The sequence below is a fragment of the Streptomyces sp. NPDC058697 genome, assembly GCF_042715345.1.
GTDB classification, from domain to species: domain Bacteria; phylum Actinomycetota; class Actinomycetes; order Streptomycetales; family Streptomycetaceae; genus Streptomyces; species Streptomyces liliifuscus.
Window position 1 is genome coordinate 113961 of the sequence record NZ_JBHXSU010000026.1, and the last position, 17582, is coordinate 131542.

At 70.4% G+C, this 17582-nt stretch carries 14 protein-coding genes; 11 read left to right on the forward strand and 3 right to left on the reverse strand.

Annotated elements, in window-relative coordinates; translation table 11 throughout:
• Positions 1–202 precede the first annotated feature (202 nt).
• The 3 genes from ACFWXQ_RS38885 to ACFWXQ_RS38895 all read left to right on the forward strand — a co-directional run bounded on the left by ACFWXQ_RS38885 (position 203) and on the right by ACFWXQ_RS38895 (position 4491).
• Entirely contained in the window at positions 203–1429 is a 1227-nt protein-coding gene (locus tag ACFWXQ_RS38885) for a sensor histidine kinase (RefSeq protein WP_383944107.1), read from the forward strand.
• Positions 1426–2097 (forward strand): response regulator transcription factor, encoded by a 672-nt coding sequence (locus tag ACFWXQ_RS38890; protein ID WP_266492645.1) that lies wholly within the window; start codon positions 1426–1428, stop codon positions 2095–2097. Before ACFWXQ_RS38885 ends, ACFWXQ_RS38890 begins: the two co-directional genes overlap by 4 nt.
• Positions 2098–2385: 288 nt before the next feature.
• Positions 2386–4491 carry an MMPL family transporter gene (locus tag ACFWXQ_RS38895; RefSeq protein ID WP_383952530.1) on the forward strand — a complete coding sequence of 702 codons (2106 nt, stop codon included), beginning with the start codon at positions 2386–2388 and terminating at the stop codon, positions 4489–4491.
• 67 nt (positions 4492–4558) lie between these two features.
• Here ACFWXQ_RS38895 and ACFWXQ_RS38900 read toward each other — a convergent pair whose 3' ends face one another.
• Together ACFWXQ_RS38900 and ACFWXQ_RS38905 are read right to left on the reverse strand one after the other, a co-directional pair.
• On the reverse strand, positions 4559–4837 hold the full coding sequence (locus ACFWXQ_RS38900) for an ester cyclase (RefSeq protein WP_383952528.1): 279 nt from the start codon (positions 4835–4837) through the stop codon (positions 4559–4561).
• Between the two features lie 62 nt (positions 4838–4899).
• The gene (locus ACFWXQ_RS38905) at positions 4900–5583 is read right to left on the reverse strand and encodes a hypothetical protein (protein WP_383952526.1); all 684 of its coding nucleotides are present in this window, start codon (positions 5581–5583) and stop codon (positions 4900–4902) included.
• Positions 5584–5913: 330 nt separating this feature from the next.
• Here ACFWXQ_RS38905 and ACFWXQ_RS38910 point away from each other — a divergent pair, with 330 nt between their 5' ends.
• Entirely contained in the window at positions 5914–7296 is a 1383-nt protein-coding gene (locus ACFWXQ_RS38910) for a glycoside hydrolase family 16 protein (RefSeq protein WP_383952524.1), read from the forward strand.
• 86 nt (positions 7297–7382) lie between these two features.
• Here the strand turns inward: ACFWXQ_RS38910 and ACFWXQ_RS38915 are convergent, their stop codons facing one another.
• Positions 7383–8300: a helix-turn-helix domain-containing protein gene (locus ACFWXQ_RS38915; RefSeq protein ID WP_383952522.1), complete on the reverse strand. Its 918-nt coding sequence runs from the start codon at positions 8298–8300 to the stop codon at positions 7383–7385.
• Between the two features lie 146 nt (positions 8301–8446).
• On the opposite strand from ACFWXQ_RS38915, the gene tkt reads away from it, so the two are divergent.
• The 7 genes from tkt to ACFWXQ_RS38950 are packed head-to-tail and all read left to right on the forward strand — an operon-like array spanning position 8447 to position 17467.
• Positions 8447–10522 carry a transketolase gene (tkt, locus tag ACFWXQ_RS38920; RefSeq protein WP_383952520.1) on the forward strand — a complete coding sequence of 692 codons (2076 nt, stop codon included), beginning with the start codon at positions 8447–8449 and terminating at the stop codon, positions 10520–10522.
• A 19-nt stretch (positions 10523–10541) separates the two neighbouring features.
• The gene (gene tal / locus ACFWXQ_RS38925; RefSeq protein ID WP_383952518.1) at positions 10542–11708 is read left to right on the forward strand and encodes a transaldolase; all 1167 of its coding nucleotides are present in this window, start codon (positions 10542–10544) and stop codon (positions 11706–11708) included.
• A complete protein-coding gene (gene zwf / locus ACFWXQ_RS38930; protein WP_383952516.1) occupies positions 11705–13372 on the forward strand; it encodes a glucose-6-phosphate dehydrogenase in 1668 nt (555 codons plus the stop codon). The genes tal and zwf overlap by 4 nt, the downstream gene beginning before the upstream one ends.
• Entirely contained in the window at positions 13369–14304 is a 936-nt protein-coding gene (opcA, locus tag ACFWXQ_RS38935) for a glucose-6-phosphate dehydrogenase assembly protein OpcA (protein ID WP_383952514.1), read from the forward strand. The genes zwf and opcA overlap by 4 nt, the downstream gene beginning before the upstream one ends.
• Positions 14297–15967: a glucose-6-phosphate isomerase gene (gene pgi, locus ACFWXQ_RS38940; protein WP_383952512.1), complete on the forward strand. Its 1671-nt coding sequence runs from the start codon at positions 14297–14299 to the stop codon at positions 15965–15967. The genes opcA and pgi overlap by 8 nt, the downstream gene beginning before the upstream one ends.
• 15 nt (positions 15968–15982) lie before the next feature.
• A complete protein-coding gene (gene gnd / locus ACFWXQ_RS38945; RefSeq protein WP_200401400.1) occupies positions 15983–16861 on the forward strand; it encodes a phosphogluconate dehydrogenase (NAD(+)-dependent, decarboxylating) in 879 nt (292 codons plus the stop codon).
• A 12-nt stretch (positions 16862–16873) separates the two neighbouring features.
• Entirely contained in the window at positions 16874–17467 is a 594-nt protein-coding gene (locus ACFWXQ_RS38950; protein WP_383952510.1) for a histidine phosphatase family protein, read from the forward strand.
• Positions 17468–17582 lie beyond the last annotated feature (115 nt).

The following is a 17582-nucleotide window of genomic DNA, read 5'->3' on the forward strand; positions in this document are numbered from 1 at the left end:
AAGGCGGCCCCCGTACGGGAGAGCGAGCCCCGCCGGAAGGCGAGCCCCGTCCGGGAAGGCGAGCCCCGTCGGGAAGGCGAGCCCCGTCCGGGGAAGACAGGTCCCTGCCCGGAGCGCGGGCCCCGGATATCCCTCTCACCGGTGAGGACGCGGCCCGGCGGTCACCCGATACTGGGACGGCCCTTGCCCCGAGGAGCCGCGTATGTCCGTGTCAGCCCAGTCCTGGATCACACCTGCCGTCGCCCGCCTACGCGCGGCCAACCCGTACGTCGTCGACGCCGCGCTCGCCGCACTGGTGCTGTTCGCCGCCTCGCTGCAGTGGATGTTCCCCGACGACGGCGACGACCGCCTCACCTGGCAGGGGTTCCTGCTGGGCGCCGGTACGGCGGTGCCACTGGTGTGGCGGCGGCGGGCACCCTTCCTGGCGGCCTGCGGTGTCTCGGTGTTCACGCCCGCCATGGCGGTCTACCACGCGCCGCCGCCCGACGTGATGTACGGCGGCCTGGTCGTGCTCTACACGTTGGCCGCGATCGCCCCGCCCTGGCAGCGGCGCTTCATGCTGGTGGGGTGGCTGGCCGGGGTGTCGCTGACCATGATGCACAAGGAGGGCGCCCAACCCTTCGAGTACGCCTTCCAGTTGCTGAGCTGCGTCAGCGCGTACGGGTTCGGAATGCTGTCCCGTCTCCAGCGGGCGTACACGGCGGCGCTGGAGGACCGGGCCCGCCGGCTGGAGCGGGAGCGGGCCGCCGAGACCGCGCGGGCGGTCGCGCGGGAACGGGCCAGGATCGCCCGGGACATGCACGACATCCTGGCCCACGCGGTGAGCCTCATGGTGGTGCAGGCGGAGGCCGGGCCCGTGGTGGTGCGCAGCGATCCCGAGCGCGCGGAGACGGCGTTCGACGCCATCGCCGCCGCGGGGCGCGACGCGATGAACCAGCTGCGGCGGATCCTCGGCGTGCTCAAGGACGAGCCGGTGAACGGTACGTCCGCCCGGTTGCCGCAGCCCGGTGTGGCGGCCCTGACCGACCTGGTCCGGCAGGTCGCGGAGTCCACCGCTCTGCGCGTCGAGCTCCACTCCACCGGCGAGCCGCGTCCGCTGCACCCGGACACCGAGGTCGCCGCCTACCGCGTGGTCCAGGAGGCCCTGACCAACACCGTTAAGCACGCGTACGCTTCCCTGGCGCGGGTCGAACTCGACTGGACGGAGGACGAGTTGACGCTCACGGTGACGGACGACGGGCAAGGCCCCGCGGAACGCGGCGGAAGCGGGCGCGGGAGTGAGGGCGGGGCCGGCCACGGCCTGATCGGGATCCGCGAACGGGCCGCCGCCTGCGGGGGCACGGCCCGCACGGGACCCGGCCCCGACGGCGGATTCCGGGTCGCCGTACGCCTTCCGGTGGCCGCCGACCGGCAGGCGGCCCTGGGATGAGCATCCGCGTGGTGGTCGCCGACGACCAGGAGCTGGTCCGCAGCGGGTTCAGCATGATCCTCGAAGCGCAGCCCGACATCGAGGTGGTCGCGGAGGCCGGGGACGGCGTCGAGGCGGTGGCCGCGGTGCAACGGCATACGCCCGACGTGCTGCTGCTCGACATCCGCATGCCCCGGATGGACGGCCTGGAGGCGGCCCGGCTGGTCTGCGCGCAGTCCGGGTGCCGCGTGGTCATGCTGACGACGTTCGACCTCGACGAGTACGTGTACGAAGCGCTGTACGCAGGCGCCAGCGGCTTCCTACTCAAGGACGTGCGCCGGGACGACCTGGTCCACGCGGTGCGCGTGGTCGCGGCCGGCGACTCGCTGCTCGCGCCGTCGGTGACGCGGCGGCTGGTGGCCGACATCATCCAGCGACGGCGGGCCGAGGCGTCGGCGCCGCCGCCCTCGACGGTACGGCTCGACGTCCTGACGGCTCGCGAGGAGGAGACCCTGCGGTTGCTGGCCCGCGGGCTCTCCAACGCGGAGATCGCGACGACGTTGTTCGTCAGCGAGCACACCGTGAAGACTCACGTCAGCAACGTGCTGGGCAAGCTGGGTTTGCGGGACCGGGTCCAAGCGGTCATCCGGGCGTACGAGTCGGGGTTGGTGACCCCGGGGTCGAACTGACCGTTCGGGGTGGTTCGTCGGGTGCGGCCCGGTGGGGGCTGGTCGCGCAGTTCCCCGCGCCCCTAAAGGGGCTGGGGCCTGGCCCCCTGCTTTTAAGGGGCGCGGGGAACTGCGCGAGCAACCCCCACGCACCCGCAGCCGCACATCCCCCGTACGGCGGAGCCAACCCACCCACTCACCCGCGCGAGGGATCCAGGGAAACCGCTCCCTTCGGCGATCCGCGGGCGGGGCGGGCCACGCGAGTCTGGGGCAACTCCTAGAACCGCCGACCCCGCCGGGAGGCACCCCGTGCTAGCCACCATCGCCAGGGCGTCAACTCGCCGCCCCCTGACCGTGATCGGCCTCTGGCTGCTCTTCCTGCTGCTCGGCTTCGGGCTCGGGACGGGCGTGTTCGGACGGCTCAGCGACTCCGTACCGGACGTGCCGGGCACCGAGTCGGACCGGGCCGCCGTACACCTCGACGGCATCGACCCCGTCGGCGAGTCGATCACCGCGGTGGTCGGCGGCACGGCGGTGTCCGACCCCGGGCTGCGCACCCAGGTCGAGGCCGCCGTCGCCGACCTCCGCGACGCCGCCGGCATCGCGGCCGTGCCGGACCCGTACGACACGCCCGGTCTCCTCGCGGAGGACGGGCAGGCCCTGGTCATCCCGGTGACGCTGAAGGGCGGCCTCGACGACGAGGCGGAGGAGAAGGTCCTGGACACGGCCAGTGACCGTATCCATGAGATCAAGGCGCCCGAAGTCCACGTCAGCGGGGGCCCGTTGCTGGGGCAGCAGCTCGGCGAGCGGGCCCAGGAGGACGTGGCGCGCGCGGAGATCATCTCGCTGCCGGTGGTTCTCGTCCTGCTGCTCGTCATCTTCGGCGGACTGCGCGCCGCCGGGCTGCCCCTGCTGGTCGCGGTCAGCGGCATCGCGGGCGCGTTCCTGGCGCTGTTCGGCTTCAGCCAGTTCACCGACATCTCCGTGTACGCGATCCAGGTGACGACCATGCTCGGCCTCGGACTGGCCGTGGACTACGCGCTGTTGATGGTGGTCCGCTTCCGCGAGGAACGCCGCAGCACCGACGACGTGGTGGAGGCCGTGCACCGCACGGTGGACCGCGCCGGCCGCACGGTCCTCTTCTCCGGCCTGACCGTGGCCGTCAGCCTCACCGGTCTGCTGGTGTTCCCCAGCACGTTCCTGCGCAGCATGGGCCTCGCCGTGGCCGCCGTGGTGGTCGTCGACATGCTGGCCGCGCTCACCCTGCTGCCGGCGCTGCTGGCCCGCTTCGGCGGGAAGATCGCCCCGGCACGCGCGAAGCCCGCCGGTGAGGAGGGCCGTGTCTTCGCCCGCCTCGCCCGGTTCGCCACGGGCCGTCCGGTCGTCGTGACGGCCGCCTCCGCCGTCGCCCTACTCATCCTCGCCCTGCCCGTGACCGGCATGAAGATCAACATCGGGGACGCCCAGCAGCTGCCGTCGAGCACGGAGGCACGCCAGCTGGACGACACGGTGGAGGCGCATTTCCCGCCGGGCACCGGAGTCTCGCCGGTGACCGTGGTCCTGAAGCCGGGCACCGACTCCTCGACGGCCGACCGGATCCGGGCCCTCTCGCCGGGCGCCGAGTCCCGTGAGCTGCCGGGCGGCACGACGGTCCTGAACCTGCGGCCGGGTGGCAGCGCCGACGGCAAGGAGGCGACCGAACTGGTCCAGCGCGTACGGGACATACGGGGTGACGAGCCCGTCGAGGTCACCGGTGTCGCAGCCCGTCTCGTCGACTTCCGCGCGATGCTCGGCGACCGCGCGCCCTGGGCCGCCGTCACCGTCCTGGGCGGTATCTTCCTCCTGCTCTTCGCCTTCACCGGCTCGGTCCTGATCCCGCTGCGCACCATCGTCACCACACTGCTCAGCCTGGGTGCCGCGCTCGGAGTGGTGGTGTGGGTGTTCCAGGACGGGCATCTGGCCTCGGTGCTGGGCTCCCAGGAACTCGGCGCGCTGAGCCTGACCGCACCTCCGCTGATCATCGCGATCGCGTTCGGGCTCGCCATGGACTACGAGCTGTTCATCCTCGCCCGGATGCGCGAGACCTGGCTGCGGACGGGCGACGAACGGGAGGCGGTCGTCACCGGCCTGCGCCGCTCGGGACGCGTCGTGAGCTGTGCCGCGCTGCTGCTCGCCGTCGTCTTCGGCGCCTTCATGACGGGCGGCTTCGCACCCATCCTGCAGATCGGCCTCGGCCTGACCCTCGCGGTACTGATCGACGCGACCCTCGTACGCATGCTCCTCGTCCCGGCGACCATGGCGCTGCTCGGCCGACGCGCCTGGTGGGCACCCCAGCGGCTGCGGCGGGCCCACGACCGGTTCGGGCTGCACGAACAGGCACGGCCCGCCGAGCCCGAACTCACCAAGCAGCACTGAAGTCACAGGCAGACCTGAACTCCCCGCGCGGCAGCGAGCGTTGGCCCCGGCCCCTCCGGACCGGGGCCTAGAACGGCGGAATCTGCTCGGGTACGAGTCCGGCCTGGCGGAGAAGGCCGTAGAGGTCGGTCTCGCCCCAGTACTCGACGATCCGTCCTTCTCGGAGCCGGTAGGACTTGACTCCGGTCATGGTGAGATCCCGGCCGCTGCGGTCATGGGTGTACGTCAGGGTGAAGGCCACGGTGACCCGATCGCCGGCGGCGAACTTCGAACTCGGCGACTTCCTTCGTCTCGAAGACCCGAAGGTAGCGGCGGACGACCTCGGCGTTGCGCTCGCAGGTGGCATCGGTCGAGTCGGACATGGAAGGACCGTATCCGTCCGCGGACGGACGCCATGGCAGCAATGAGTCACTGGAGGCGGTAACAGCCCTCCGGCTCAAGCCTCTTGGCGGTGACGGAGGACTCGGACGCCCTGAACTCGTAGCAGTCCCTGCCCTGTTGTCCGGTGCCTCCGTCCAGCCATACAAGGCTGGTCAGTCGGCCGCCCTCGGTCTCGATGTCCTCGACGGTGATGCCCGGGGTCCGCCACACCTGCGCGGTGCCCGCGGCCGCGACCCCTCCCCTGGCCACCGCCGACCGCAGTTCCACGACCACGTCGTCGGCGACCGCCGCAGGATCCCGCCGCGTCGACTTCAGGGCGTAACCGCACCTCTCCTCGACCTTTTCCCGCACGGCGGCAGCAGGCGGGACGACCTCGAAGCGGTAGCAGTCCCTGGCAGAGATGCCGCCGACGTACCAGCCGTTCACCTGCCCGATGAACTGGGCGGTCACCGTGACGTCACGGCCCTGCCGGCGCACCTCGCCACCGCGTACGGCCCTGGAGATCTCCGTGCCGAGGAGCGTGCCGTCCTCGGCCGCTCCAGACAGCTCGGCCTCGGCCCGTTCGGCGCCCGCCTCGACCTGGTCGCGTGCCTTGTCCTCGTCGCTTCGGAAGTCCACATAGGTCCCCACCCCCACGAGGGCGACGAGGGCGACACCGAGCAGCAGCACACCCAGGCATCCGTTGATCAGACATCCCCCGCGTCTCGCCATGCCCACACATTCCCCAGGCCGCCGCCCCGGGGCACGCCCCTTCTCCGACACGTGACCGAACAGGACCCGGACCGTGGCCCCCGGGTGCGTCGGCCTGCGTGACGCCAAGGGCGCGGACGCAGTCCGATCCGTCCCTCGCTCCCCACCCGATCCGTCCCCCTTCATGGTGTGAACTCCCCTGCCCCCTGAGGGCTTTCTCTGCTTTACCTCTTGACGACCGGAGTGCCGAAGAGCACATTGGCCGCGCAGCTGATTTGAGAGCGCTCTCAAATGCTCCCACGCACCCCCGAATCACCCGCGCACCCCCACTCCGTACCCGAAGAGGCACCCATGAGGGAAACTTCAGGCACACCCGTCAGACGCGGTCCACTCCGACGCACGCTCATCGCGCTGGTCAGCGTGCTCAGCCTGGCGGCGGCCGGGGCATCGGCGGCAGAGGCGGACGCGCCCGCGCCGCCCAGCGGCTGGACCCAGGTCTTCGTCGACGACTTCAACGGCACAGCGGGCACCGGCGTCAACACCTCGAACTGGCAGTACGCGACCGGCCACGGCTACCCGGGCGGGCCCGCCAACTGGGGCACGGGCGAGATCGAGAACATGACGTCCAGCACCAACAACGTGGCACTGGACGGCGCCGGGAACCTCCGGATCACCCCGCGCCGCGACGCCGCGGGCAACTGGACCTCGGGCCGTATCGAGACCAACCGCACCGACTTCCAACCGCCCGCCGGCGGCAAGCTGCGCGTCCAGTCCCGGATCCAGATGCCGAACGTGACGGGCGCCGCCGCCCGCGGCTACTGGCCGGCGTTCTGGATGCTGGGCGCGCCCTACCGCGGCAACTACCAGAACTGGCCCAGCGTCGGTGAGTTGGACATCCTGGAGAACGTGCAGGGTCTCAACACCGTGTGGTCCACGATGCATTGCGGCACCAACCCGGGCGGCCCCTGCAACGAGACGACCGGCCTCGGCGGCTCCACCGCCTGCCCGGGCACGACCTGCCAGGCGGGCTTCCACACGTACGGCATGGAGTGGGACCGGTCGACGAGCCCGGAGGAGATCCGCTTCTACGTCGACGGCATCAACTACCACACCGTACGGGCGAACCAGGTCGACGCGACGACCTGGTCGAACGCCACGAACCACGGTTTCTTCATCATCCTGAACGTGGCGATGGGCGGCGGTTTCGTGGACGCCTTCGGCGGCGGTCCGGACGGCGCCACCGTGCCCGGCCATCCACTCGTCGTCGACTACGTGCAGGTGCTGCAGTCCGGGGGCGGCACCACACCTCCGCCGACCGGAAACCGTGACGCGTACAGCGCGATCCAGGCCGAGTCGTTCGACGGTCAGAGCGGCACGATCACCGAGACCACGACCGACTCCGGCGGCGGCCAGAACATCGGCGCCCTCGCCAACGGCGACTGGGCCCTCTACCGAGGCGTCAACTTCGGCTCCACGGCGGCCAGACAGTTCAGCGCCCGGGTCGCGAGCGGTATAGCGGGCGGCGCCAGCGGCCTGGTCGAGGTCCGCCTCGACAGCCGTACGAACGCACCGATAGGCACCTTCGCGCTCGCCAACACCGGCGGGTGGCAGAGCTGGCGGACCGTCCCGACGAACATCAGCAACGTCACCGGGACGCACGACGTCTATCTGACCTTCACGAGCGGCCAGCCCGCGGACTTCGTGAACGTGAACTGGTTCAACTTCGCCCGCTGAGAGGCGAGTCGGCGAGGAGGGGGCGGGCCGAACAGGCCCGCCCCCTCTCTCTGTCTCCCTCTGTCTCCCTCAACTCCGCTGATTTCTCAGTGCAGTTCCGCCCGGAACGCCACCGGTGCCACCCCGGTGTGCTGGTGGAAGAACTTGGTGAAGTTGGCCGCGTCGGGGAAGCCCACCGAGACCCCGATGCGGCCGATCGGCATGTCCGTGTGGGCGAGGAGCCGCTTGGCCTCCAGGACGACCCGCTTGTCGATGAAGCCCTTCGGGGTCTCGCCCGTCGCCGCGCGGACCGCCCGGACGAGGGTGCGGCGGGAGTAACCGAGGGCGTCGGCGTACGCGCTGACGCTGTGGTTGGTGGCGAAGCCCTTCTCGACCGCCTCGCGGAAGCGGGTGAAGGTGGTGTCCGCCTGGTCCTGGTCGCGTGCCGCGTCGGCGGAGCCGGCGGCGAGGTGCGCCAGACGGAGCAGGAACGCGGTCAGGGAGTGCCGCAGCACGGAGGTGTGCAGGCTGAGCGGCAGCGTGGTCGAGTCGACGTACTCGCGCTCCAGTTGGGCAAGCGAGGTCCCCAGTCCGGCGAGCTGGGCCGGGTCGGGCCTGAGCAGGGGCGGCAGGTCGTAGCGGTAGAGGCCGGTCGCTTCGACCGTGGCGCGGGGCAGGAAGCCCGGCTGCATGATCAGGACCGTTCCGCGGTACGCCTCCGTGCCGGAGAAGCGGTGGACCTGGCCGGGGCGTATCCACAGGAGCTCGCCGGCGGAGACCTCGTACTCGGTGAAGTCGACCATGTGCCGGACCGGGCCGTCCCCGAAGAGCATGACCACGTGGAAGTCGATGCGGTGGACGCGCTCGATCGCCTCGTTCGCGTGCCAGGTCCGGCCGGGCTCCATCGGGCCGACCTGCATGCCGACTCCGCAGACGCTCAGGTCGACGGGAAAGGGAAAGGTTCTGATCCCGTCGCCGGTGCCACCGCCACCGCTGTCACCTTCTTGGGTGCTTCTGTCCGCCATGTCCTTCTCGCGTCGGCTCGGTCCCGCAGTCGTTGTCCCACTTTCACCAAAGGCTGACACAGGGCCACCTTCCCCGGCAAAAGTCTGACTTTTAAGTTTGAACGCAACCGAGCAGTTACTGGGCTTCTACCAAGGACTTCTTGAAGATGAGCACGCAGACACCTGACAGCTTTGAGTGGACCGACCTGGACCGGCGGGCCGTCGACACGGCCCGTCTGCTTGCGGCGGACGCCGTGCAGAAGGTCGGCAACGGCCACCCCGGCACCGCCATGAGCCTGGCACCGGCGGCGTACACCCTCTTTCAGAAGGTGATGCGACACGATCCCGCTGACCCCGAGTGGACCGGCCGTGACCGCTTCGTCCTCTCCCCCGGCCACACCTCGCTGACCCTCTACACCCAGCTCTTCCTCTCCGGGTACGAGCTGGAGCTGGACGACCTCAAGGCGTTCCGCACGCACGGCTCGAAGACGCCCGGCCACCCGGAGTACGGGCACACGGCCGGGGTCGAGACCACCACGGGCCCCCTCGGCCAGGGCGTCGCCAACGCGGTGGGCATGGCGATGGCCGCCCGCTTCGAGCGCGGCCTGTTCGACCCCGAGGCCCCGGAGGGCGAGTCCCCCTTCGACCACACCGTCTGGGCGATCGTCTCCGACGGCGACCTGGAGGAGGGCATCTCCGCCGAGGCGTCCTCGCTCGCCGGCCACCAGAAGCTCGGCAACCTCGTCTTCGTCTACGACGACAACCACATCTCCATCGAGGGCGACACCGCCACCGCCTTCTCCGAGGACGTGCTGAAGCGGTACGAGGCGTACGGCTGGCATGTGCAGCGGATCGAGCCCGCGCTCGGCGGCGACATCGACCCGAACGCGCTGTACGGGGCCCTCTCCGCGGCGAAGGCCGAGACCGGGCGCCCCTCGATCATCGCGATGCGCACGATCATCGCCTGGCCCGCCCCGAACGCCCAGAACACCGAGGCCTCGCACGGCTCGGCGCTCGGCGCCGAGGAGATCGCGGCCACCAAGCGCCTCCTGGGCTTCGACCCGGAGCAGACCTTCGAGGTCGCCGACGAGGTCCTGGACCACGCCCGTAAGGCCCTCGACCGGGGCGCCGAGGCGCACACCGCCTGGAACAAGCAGCTGGCCGAGTGGCGCACCGCGCAGCCCGCCCGCGCCAAGCTCTTCGACCGGATCGTGGCCGGTCAGCTCCCCGAGGGCTGGGAGTCCGCGCTCCCGGCGTTCGAGGCCGGCACGTCGGTCGCGACCCGTGCCGCGTCCGGCAAGGTCCTCCAGGCGCTCGGCGATGTGCTCCCCGAGCTGTGGGGCGGCTCCGCCGACCTGGCCGGTTCGAACAACACGACCATCGACAAGACGTCGTCCTTCCTCCCGAAGGGCAACCCGCTGCCGGAGGCCGACCCGTACGGCCGAACCGTCCACTTCGGAATCCGCGAGCACTCGATGGCCGCCGAGATGAACGGCATCGCGCTGCACGGCAACACCCGGATCTACGGCGGCACGTTCCTCGTCTTCTCCGACTACATGCGCAACGCGGTCCGCCTGTCGGCTCTGATGCAGCTGCCGGTGACGTACGTCTGGACGCACGACTCCATCGGCCTCGGCGAGGACGGCCCGACCCACCAGCCGGTCGAACACCTCGCCTCGCTCCGCGCCATCCCGGGCCTGAACATCGTGCGCCCCGCCGATGCCAACGAGACGTCGATCGCCTGGGCCGAGATCCTCAAGCGGCACGCCACGAACCCGGCCCCGCACGGCCTCGCCCTCACCCGTCAGGGTGTGCCGACGTACGAGGCCAACCCCGAGGCGGCGAAGGGCGGTTACGTCCTGCGCGACTCCTCCACCGCGACCCCGGACGTGATCCTCATCGCGACCGGTTCCGAGGTGCAGTTGGCCGTCGCCGCGCGCGAGCAGCTCGAAGCCGAGGGGGTCGGCACGCGCGTGGTCTCGATGCCGTCCGTCGAGTGGTTCGAGGAGCAGTCGCCGGAGTACCGCGCGAGCGTGCTTCCGCCGTCCGTGAAGGCCCGCGTGGCGGTCGAGGCGGGCATCGCTCTGACCTGGTACCGGTACGTCGGTGACCACGGACGCATCGTCTCCCTCGAACACTTCGGCGCCTCCGCCGACGCCAAGACCCTGTTCGCCGAGTTCGGCTTCACCCCCGAGAACGTCGTCGCCGCCGCCCGGGAATCCCTCACCGCCGCGCGCGGTTGATCTGCTCGCACGAAGGAAGATGATCACTGTGACCGAAGCAACCGCGACCACCGAAGCGACCACGACCGCGAGCGCGGAAACCCTCAAAAACCTTTCCGCCGAAGGCGTCTCCATCTGGCTGGACGACCTGTCCCGCAAGCGGATCACGTCGGGCAACCTCGCCGAGCTCATCGAGACCAGGCACGTGGTGGGCGTCACCACCAACCCCTCCATCTTCCAGGCCGCGATCGGCTCGGGCGAGGGTTACGAGGAGCAGCTGGCCGACCTCGCCACGCGCGGCGTGACGGTCGACGAGGCCGTACGGATGATGACCACCGCCGACGTCCGCGCCGCCGCCGACATCCTGCGTCCGGTGTACGACGCGACCGGCGGCCGGGACGGCCGGGTTTCCATCGAGGTCGACCCGCGCCTCGCCCACGACACGACGGCGACGGTCGCCGAGGCCAAGCAGCTCGCCTGGCTGGTCGACCGCCCGAACGTGATGATCAAGGTCCCGGCGACGAAGGCCGGTCTCCCCGCGATCACCGAGGTCATCGGCCGCGGGATCAGCGTCAACGTCACGCTGATCTTCTCGCTGGAGCGCTACCGCGAGGTGATGGACGCCTACCTGGCCGGTCTGGAGAAGGCGCGCGCCGCGGGCCTCGACCTCTCCACCATCCACTCCGTGGCCTCCTTCTTCGTCTCCCGCGTCGACAGCGAGATCGACAAGCGGCTGGCGAAGAGCGGGACGGCCGAGGCCCTCGCGCTCAAGGGCAGGGCGGCGCTCGCCAACGCGCGGCTCGCGTACGAGGCGTACGAGGATGTCTTCCGTGGTGACCGCTGGACCGCCCTCGGCGGGCGCGCCAACAAGCAGCGTCCGCTGTGGGCCTCGACCGGCGTCAAGGACCCGGCCTACAAGGACACGCTGTACGTCGACGAGCTGGTCGCGCCCGGCACGGTCAACACCATGCCGGAGGCCACGCTGAACGCCACCGCCGACCACGGCGAGGTCCGCGGCGACACGGTGACGGGCACCTACGCCCAGGCCCGCGCCGACCTGGAGGCCGTCGAGAAGCAGGGCATCTCGTACGACGAGGTCGTACGGCAGCTGGAGGACGAGGGCGTCGCCAAGTTCGAGGCCGCCTGGGGCGAACTGCTCGACGCGGTCGCCGTCTCACTGAGCCGCAAGGGAGTTGACGGAGAATGAGCGACAAGCGTCCCAAGAAAGCCTCGGCGAAGGCATCCGGAACGGCACCGGCCGCGACCGCCGCCGCGAAACCGGAGGCGCCGGACACCACCACCGCAGACCTCGGGCCCGACTCCCTCGCCCAGGCGCTGGACCTCGCGTCCGACTGGGACAACCCCCTGCGCCACCCCGGCGACCGCCGTCTCCCGAAGATCGCCGGGCCGTCCGGTCTGGTCATCTTCGGTGTCACCGGCGACCTGGCCCGCAAGAAGCTGATGCCGGCCGTCTACGACCTGGCCAACCGCGGGCTGCTCCCGCCGGGCTTCTCCCTCGTCGGTTTCGCCCGGCGCGACTGGGAGGACGAGGACTTCGCCCAGATCGTCCACGACTCGGTGCGCGAACACGCCCGTACGGAGTTCCGCGAGGAGGTGTGGCAGCAGCTCGCCGAGGGCATGCGGTTCATCCCGGGCGACTTCGGCGACGACCAGGCGTTCAAGCAACTGCGCGCGGCCGTCGAGGAGCTGGACGCCTCCCGGGGCACCAGCGGCAACTACGCCTTCTACCTCTCCGTACCGCCGAAGTTCTTCCCGAAGGTCGTCAAGCAGCTCAAGAAGCACGGGCTGGCCGACGCCCCGGCGGGTTCCTGGCGGCGCGCGGTGATCGAGAAGCCGTTCGGCCACAACCTCAAGAGCGCCCGCGAGCTGAACAAGGTCCTGCACGACGTGTTCGACCCGGAGCAGGTCTTCCGGATCGACCACTACCTCGGCAAGGAGACCGTCCAGAACATCCTGGCGCTCCGCTTCGCCAACCAGATGTACGAACCGATCTGGAACCGGTCGTACGTGGACCACGTACAGATCACGATGGCCGAGGACATCGGCATCGGCGGCCGGGCCGGGTACTACGACGGCATCGGCTCGGCCCGTGACGTCATCCAGAACCACCTGCTCCAGCTGATGGCCCTCACGGCCATGGAGGAGCCCATCGCCTTCGACGCCGACTCGCTGCTCACCGAGAAGCTCAAGGTCCTCAGGTCGGTGCGGCTGCCGGAGAACCTGGGCGAGCACACCGTGCGCGGGCAGTACGCGGAGGGCTGGCAGGGCGGCGCCAAGGTGCCCGGCTACCTCGAAGAAGAGGGCATCGACCCCGCGTCGAAGACCGACACGTACGCGGCCGTCAAGCTGGAGGTCGACAACCGCCGCTGGGCGGGCGTCCCCTTCTACCTGCGGACCGGCAAGCGGCTCGGCCGGCGGGTCACGGAGATCGCTGTCGTCTTCCAGCGCGCCCCGCACTCCCCGTTCGACTCGACCGCCACGGAGGAGCTCGGTGCGAACGCCATCGTCTTCCGTGTTCAGCCGGACGAGGGCATGACGGTGCGCTTCGGATCGAAGGTGCCGGGTACGTCGATGGAGATCCGGGACGTCTCCATGGACTTCGCCTACGGCGAGTCGTTCACGGAGTCCAGCCCGGAGGCGTACGAACGGCTGATCCTGGATGTCCTGCTCGGCGACGCCAATCTCTTCCCCCGACACCAGGAGGTGGAAGAGTCCTGGAAGATCCTCGATCCGATCGAGGAGTACTGGGACAAGCACGGCAGGCCGGCGCAGTACGCCTCGGGCAGCTGGGGTCCCGGGGAAGCCGACGAGATGCTCGCACGAGACGGACGGAGCTGGCGCAGGCCATGAAGATCGACCTGACCGACACAACGGCAAGCAAGATCAACAAGGCCCTGGTGGAGGGCCGCCGCGCCATCGGCACGCCTGCCGTGGGCATGGTCCTGACGATGGTCATCGTCACGGACGAGGAGAACGCCTACGACTCGATCAAGGCGGCCGAGGAGGCCTCGCACGAGCACCCCTCGCGCACCCTGGTCGTCATCAAGCGGCACGTCCGCACCCCGCGCGACCGCACCAACTCGCACCTCGACGCCGACGTCCGGGTGGGCGCCGACGCCGGCACCGGCGAGACGGTCGTGCTGCGGCTGTACGGCGAGGTGTCCGAGCACGCGGACTCGGTGGTCCTGCCGCTGCTGCTGCCGGACGCGCCGGTCGTCGTGTGGTGGCCGGTGGACGCGCCCGAGGTTCCGGCCAAGGACCCGCTGGGCGCCCTCGCCCAGCGCCGGATCACCGACATGTACGCGGTCGAGACACCGCTCGCGGCCCTGGAGGCCCGGGCCGCCTCGTACGCGCCGGGCGACACCGACCTGGCCTGGACCCGGCTGACCCCGTGGCGTTCCATGCTCGCGGCCGCCCTGGACCAGTCCCGTACGAAGGTCACCTCGGCCGCCGTGGAGAGCGAGGCCGAGAACCCGAGCGCCGAACTGCTGGCCCGCTGGCTGGAGGCCCGCCTCCAGGTCCCGGTCGACCGTGTCGTGACCGCGGGGCCGGTCGTCACCGCCGTCCGGCTCGGCACCAAGGGCGGCGAGATCATCATCGACCGTCCCGAGGGTCCCCTCGCGACGCTGTCGCTGCCGGGTCAGCCCTCGCGCACCCTCGCGCTGAAGGTCCGCAGCACCTCCGAGCTGATCGCCGAGGAGCTGCGGCGCCTGGACGCGGACGAGATGTACGCCGTCGCCCTGCGCGGCGACGACTCCGCGAGGGAGGAGAGCCGTGCCTGACACGCCTCCGTCCGAGCCCCGGACGCCCAGGCTCACCCGCCGCCCGGAGTGGACGGCCCTGGAGGACCACCGTGCGGGCCCGCTCCTCCATCCGCAGCTGCGCGAACTGTTCGCCGCGGACCCGGAGCGCGCCGAGCGCTACCGCGTGCGCGTCGGTGACCTGCGCATCGACTACTCCAAGCACCTGATCACCGACGAGACGCTCGCGCTGCTCCAGGAACTGGCCACCGCCACCGACGTGTTCGGGCTGCGGGACGCGATGTTCCGCGGCGAGCGGATCAACGTCACCGAGGGGCGGGCCGTGCTGCACACCGCGCTGCGCGCCCCGCTCGACACGGTCGTCGAGGTCGGCGGCGAGAACGTCGTGCCGAAGGTGCACGCCGTGCTCGACAAGATGGCCGACTTCGCCGAGCAGGTCCGCTCCGGCAAGTGGACCGGCCACACCGGCAGGCGCATCCGCAATGTGGTCAACATCGGCATCGGCGGCTCGGACCTGGGCCCGGCGATGGCGTACGAGGCCCTGCGCGCCTTCACCGACCGCGAGCTGACGGTCCGCTTCGTGTCGAACGTGGACGGGGCCGACCTGCACGAGGCGGTGCGGGACCTGGATCCGGCGGAGACGCTGTTCGTCGTCGCCTCGAAGACCTTCACCACCATCGAGACGATCACCAACGCGACCTCGGCGCGCTCCTGGCTCCTCGCCGGTCTCGGCGGTGGGTCCGAGGCCGTGGCCCGGCACTTCGTGGCGCTGTCGACGAACGTCGAGAAGGTCTCGGACTTCGGTATCGACACGGCCAACATGTTCGAGTTCTGGGACTGGGTCGGCGGCCGCTACTCGTTCGACTCGGCGATCGGCCTGTCGCTGATGATCGCGATCGGCCCGGACGGGTTCCGGGAGATGCTCGACGGCTTCAGGCTCGTCGACGAACACTTCAGGACGGCTCCCGCCGAGTCCAACGCGCCTTTGCTGCTCGGCCTGCTGGGCGTCTGGTACGGCGACTTCTTCGGCGCCCAGTCGCACGCGGTGCTGCCGTACTCGCACTACCTGTCCAAGTTCACCGCGTACTTGCAGCAGCTGGACATGGAGTCCAACGGCAAGTCCGTGGACCGCGAGGGACACCCCGTCGAGTGGCAGACCGGGCCCGTCGTGTGGGGCACGCCCGGCACCAACGGCCAGCACGCGTACTACCAGTTGCTCCACCAGGGCACGAAGACGATCCCGGCCGACCTGATCGGCTTCGTCAACCCGGTGGACGAGCTGGGTGCCGAACTCGCCGCCCAGCACGACCTGTTGATGGCGAACCTCTTCGCCCAGGGCCAGGCCCTCGCGTTCGGCAAGACCGCCGACGAGGTACGCGCCGAGGGGGTGCCCGAGGAGCAGGTCCCGCACCGAACGTTCCGCGGCAACCACCCGACGACCACGATCCTGGCCGCCGAGCTGACCCCGTCGGTGCTCGGCCAGCTCATCGCCCTTTACGAGCACAAGGTGTTCGTGCAGGGCGCGATCTGGAACATCGACTCCTTCGACCAGTGGGGCGTCGAGCTCGGCAAGGTCCTCGCCAAGCGCGTCGAACCCGCCCTCACCGAGGGCGCCGACGTCCCCGGTCTCGACCCCTCCACCGCCGCCCTCGTGGCCACGTACCGCACTCTGCGAAAGAAGTGAACTGACATGACTGCGATGCAGCTCGGGCTCATCGGCCTCGGCAAGATGGGCGGCAACATGCGCGAGCGGATCCGCCGCGCGGGCCACACCGTGATCGGCTACGACCGCAACCCGGACCTCTCCGACGTCAGCGGCCTGACCGAACTGGTCGGCAAACTCGAAGGCCCGCGCGTGGTCTGGGTGATGGTCCCGGCCGGGGCCCCCACCCAGGGCGTCATCGACGAGCTCGGGGACCTGCTGGAGCCGGGCGACACCGTCGTCGACGGCGGCAACTCCCGCTGGACGGACGACGAGAAGCACGCCGAGGAGCTGGCGGCCAAGGGCATCGGCTTCGTGGACGCCGGTGTCTCGGGCGGTGTCTGGGGCCTGCAGAACGGCTACGCCCTGATGGTCGGCGGCGACGCCGAGCACATCGCCAAGGTCCAGCCGATCTTCGACGCGCTCAAGCCGGAGGGCGACGCCGGGTTCGTGCACGCGGGCAAGGTGGGCGCCGGCCACTTCTCGAAGATGGTCCACAACGGCATCGAGTACGCCATGATGCAGGCCTATGCCGAGGGCTGGGAGCTCCTCGAAGCGGTGCACTCCGTGACGGATGTGCGCGAGGTGTTCCGCTCCTGGCAGGAGGGCACGGTCATCCGTTCCTGGCTGCTCGACCTGGCGGTCAACGCGCTGGACGAGGACGAGCACCTGCAGCAGCTACGCGGCTACGCGGAGGACTCCGGCGAGGGCCGCTGGACCGTCGAGGCGGCCATCGACAACGCCGTGCCGCTGCCCGCCATCACGGCCTCCCTCTTCGCGCGGTTCGCGTCCCGGCAGGACGACTCGCCGCAGATGAAGATGGTCGCGGCGCTGCGCAACCAGTTCGGCGGCCACGCCGTCGAGTCCGCGAAGTAGGGGTCAGCAGTCATGGGTGACCTTCTTCTCGTCCGGCACGGCGAGACCGAGTGGAGCAGGTCGGGCCGGCACACCAGCTGGACCGATCTGCCCCTCACCCAGCGCGGTGAGGAACAGGCCAAGTCCCTCGTCCCGCTGTTCGCCGGGCGGCACTTCGCGCTGGTGCTCACCAGTCCCCTCGGGCGGGCGATACGGACCGCGGAGCTGGCGGGGCTGACCGGGGCGGTGTCCGATCCGGACATGCACGAGTGGGACTACGGGGCGTACGAAGGTATCGCCACCGTCGATATCCACCGGACTCGTCCCGACTGGTATCTGTGGAACGACGGGGTGCCGGCGGGGCCGGACGGTCATGCGGGCGAGTCCGCCGACGAGGTGGGTGAGCGGGCGGATCGTGTGCTGGCCCGGGCGGAGAAGGCGCTCGGGGACGGTGACGTGGTGCTTGTCGCGCACGCCCACTTCTTGCGTGTCCTGACCGCTCGACGCCTCGGTCTTTCCGCCGCGGACGGCCGCCTGTTCCAGCTCGGAACCGGCACGCTCAGCCGGCTCTCCACGGAACACGACCGCCCGGTCATCACGGAGTGGAACACGCTTCCACCGGCGTAGTTTTCTCGCCCCCGCCGCCCCTACCCATTCCCGTCACTTACTCAGGGGCTCCGCCCCCGAACCCCCAAAAGACCAAAAGACTGCGCAGTTCCCCGCGCCCCTGGGTACCCAGGGG

Bases quoted from the DNA above. Each gene is read 5' to 3' on its own strand.
- ACFWXQ_RS38915 (WP_383952522.1), bottom strand. From the start codon at position 8,300: ATGGCGGACAGAAGCACCCAAGAAGGTGACAGCGGTGGCGGTGGCACC.
- ACFWXQ_RS38900 (WP_383952528.1), bottom strand. From the start codon at position 4,837: ATGCCACCTGCGAGCGCAACGCCGAGGTCGTCCGCCGCTACCTTCGGG.
- ACFWXQ_RS38910 (WP_383952524.1), top strand. From the start codon at position 5,914: ATGAGGGAAACTTCAGGCACACCCGTCAGACGCGGTCCACTCCGACGC.
- ACFWXQ_RS38950 (WP_383952510.1), top strand. From the start codon at position 16,874: ATGGGTGACCTTCTTCTCGTCCGGCACGGCGAGACCGAGTGGAGCAGG.
- tkt (WP_383952520.1), top strand. From the start codon at position 8,447: ATGAGCACGCAGACACCTGACAGCTTTGAGTGGACCGACCTGGACCGG.
- ACFWXQ_RS38905 (WP_383952526.1), bottom strand. From the start codon at position 5,583: ATGGCGAGACGCGGGGGATGTCTGATCAACGGATGCCTGGGTGTGCTG.
- gnd (WP_200401400.1), top strand. From the start codon at position 15,983: ATGCAGCTCGGGCTCATCGGCCTCGGCAAGATGGGCGGCAACATGCGC.
- zwf (WP_383952516.1), top strand. From the start codon at position 11,705: ATGAGCGACAAGCGTCCCAAGAAAGCCTCGGCGAAGGCATCCGGAACG.
- opcA (WP_383952514.1), top strand. From the start codon at position 13,369: ATGAAGATCGACCTGACCGACACAACGGCAAGCAAGATCAACAAGGCC.
- ACFWXQ_RS38890 (WP_266492645.1), top strand. From the start codon at position 1,426: ATGAGCATCCGCGTGGTGGTCGCCGACGACCAGGAGCTGGTCCGCAGC.
- ACFWXQ_RS38885 (WP_383944107.1), top strand. From the start codon at position 203: ATGTCCGTGTCAGCCCAGTCCTGGATCACACCTGCCGTCGCCCGCCTA.
- tal (WP_383952518.1), top strand. From the start codon at position 10,542: ATGATCACTGTGACCGAAGCAACCGCGACCACCGAAGCGACCACGACC.